At 75.5% G+C, this 1,713-nt stretch carries 2 protein-coding genes and 2 pseudogenes; 1 reads left to right on the top strand and 3 read right to left on the bottom strand.

Annotated features, from left to right (window positions below; genetic code table 11):
* A pseudogene (locus B7767_RS48315) lies at positions 1-231 on the bottom strand (protein phosphatase 2C domain-containing protein); the annotation flags it as partial.
* A 151-nt stretch (positions 232-382) separates the two neighbouring features.
* On the opposite strand from B7767_RS48315, the gene B7767_RS24890 reads away from it, so the two are divergent.
* Entirely contained in the window at positions 383-865 is a 483-nt protein-coding gene (locus tag B7767_RS24890) for a DUF456 domain-containing protein (protein WP_085574156.1), read from the top strand.
* A gap of 10 nt (positions 866-875) precedes the next feature.
* On the opposite strand, the gene B7767_RS24885 is transcribed toward B7767_RS24890, so the two are convergent.
* Both B7767_RS24885 and B7767_RS24880 read right to left on the bottom strand, forming a co-directional pair.
* Positions 876-1,385 (bottom strand): methylated-DNA--[protein]-cysteine S-methyltransferase, encoded by a 510-nt coding sequence (locus B7767_RS24885; protein WP_085574155.1) that lies wholly within the window; start codon positions 1,383-1,385, stop codon positions 876-878.
* A gap of 2 nt (positions 1,386-1,387) precedes the next feature.
* Positions 1,388-1,713, bottom strand: a pseudogene (locus tag B7767_RS24880) (DNA-3-methyladenine glycosylase 2 family protein); the annotation flags it as partial.

The following is a 1,713-nucleotide window of genomic DNA, read 5'->3' as shown; positions in this document are numbered from 1 at the left end:
CGGGAGGTCCGCCGACGCGTCGGGGGCCGGGCGGGGGTCCGGGACCGTCGGCGTGGGACGTAAGCCGTCCGGGGCGGGACCGTCCGCGTTCAGCGTGCCGGACGCCGAGGCGAAGCGGTCGTCCAGGGAATCGGGCGCCGGTACGGGGCCCGTGTCGCCGGTGGCGTCGTCGTACAGCTGTCCCCACCAGTCGTCCTCCGGACCGGTGGGCCTTCCCCCCTGCTGGCTCATGTCACCGATTGTCCACCGCGCGGGCCGGATGGAAACGGGGCATCGGGAAAAATCCCCCGACCCGCACCGCACCCGGGACGGCTGTGCGACAGGGGGCGCCGCGGCCCGTTCCCGTTCTGCGCCGCTCCTCGGACTCCCGCACCCTGGAAGGATGGGAGCGTGGGACCTCCTGCTCGCCGGACTGGTGCTCCTGCTCGGACTGTGCGGAGTGCTGCTGCCAGGGGTGCCCGGGTCGTGGCTGGTGTGGGCCGGGGTCCTGTGGTGGGCGCTGAAGGACCCGCGGCCCGTCGCGTGGTGGGTGTGCGTGGGGGCGACCGTCGTGCTGTTCCTGTCCCAGGTGGTGCGCTGGGCGCTGCCGCCGCGCCGGCTGCGGGCGGGCGGCGACGACGCCCGGATGCTGGCGTACGCGGGCTGCGGCTCGTTCCTGGGTTTCGTGCTGCTGCCCGTGATCGGCGCGGTTCCGGGCTTCCTCGCCGGGATCTACGTCTTCGAACGGCTGCGCCTCGGCCGCCACGGCGAGGCGGTCGCGGCGCTGCGCACGGCGCTGCGCTCGGGCGGGTGGAGCGTGCTGACGGAGCTGTTCGCGTGCCAGTTGATCACGGCGGCGTGGCTGGGCGCGGTGTTCTGGGGCTGAGCCCCCCGGCTCACGGCAGCGGCACGCCCTCGTGGGTGAGCAGCCGCACCTTGCGCTCCAGCCCGCCCGCGTATCCGGTCAGCGAGCCGTCGGCGCCGATCACCCGGTGGCAGGGGCGGACGATGAGCAGCGGGTTCGCGCCGATCGCGCCGCCGACGGCCCGCACGGCGGCCCTCGGCGCGCCGATCCGGGCCGCGATCTCGCCGTAGGACACGGTCTCCCCGTAGGGGACGTCGTCGAGCGCGGCCCACACCTTCTCCCGGAACGGGGTGCCGGTGGCGCTCACGGCCAGCCGGAACTCCCTGAGGTCGCCGGCGAAGTACGCGGTGAGCTGCCGCTCGGCCTCGCGGAACGGTCCGGGGTCCCGCCGCCAGTCGTCCGCCGGCGTGCGCCCGCCCTTCTGTCCGGGCACGGACAGCGAGGTCAGCTCGCCGGTCGGGGCGGCGGTGAGCAGCAGCGGTCCGACGGGGCTGTCCACACGCGTCCAGTACGTGATCGTGGTCGTGGTCGTGGTCGTCATGGTTACTCCAACTCCCCTGCGGCGCGCAGGTGGTTCAGGGCGTACGAGCGCCAGGGGCGCCAGCTTTCGGGAACGCCGGGCCCGGGCGGGGCCACGTCCGGGTCACCGAGCGCGCGGGTGCGGATCTCGGCGATCGTACGGGCGCCGAGGCCCGGGACGGCGGCCAGGGCGGTCCGGGCTTCGTCCCGGTCCGCGCCGGGTCCGAGGCGTACGGTGCCGTCGGCGAGGGCGGCGGTGAGCGCGCCCAGGGTGCCGTCGGGCTCGGCCCCGGCGAGGACGGCGGCTTCGGGGAACAGGTGGGTGAGGGTGCCGCAGGGGGCGTCGAGCC

The sequence above is a fragment of the Streptomyces sp. 13-12-16 genome (assembly GCF_002114215.1).
Taxonomy (GTDB): Bacteria; Actinomycetota; Actinomycetes; order Streptomycetales; family Streptomycetaceae; genus Streptomyces.
The sequence above is the reverse complement of the archived record's forward strand: the minus strand, read 5'-3'. Positions and strand labels throughout refer to the sequence as shown.

Excerpts from the sequence above, each read along its gene's own strand:
- B7767_RS24890 (WP_085574156.1), top strand. The coding sequence starts at position 383 with ATGGGAGCGTGGGACCTCCTGCTCGCCGGACTGGTGCTCCTGCTCGGA.
- B7767_RS24885 (WP_085574155.1), bottom strand. The coding sequence starts at position 1,385 with ATGACGACCACGACCACGACCACGATCACGTACTGGACGCGTGTGGAC.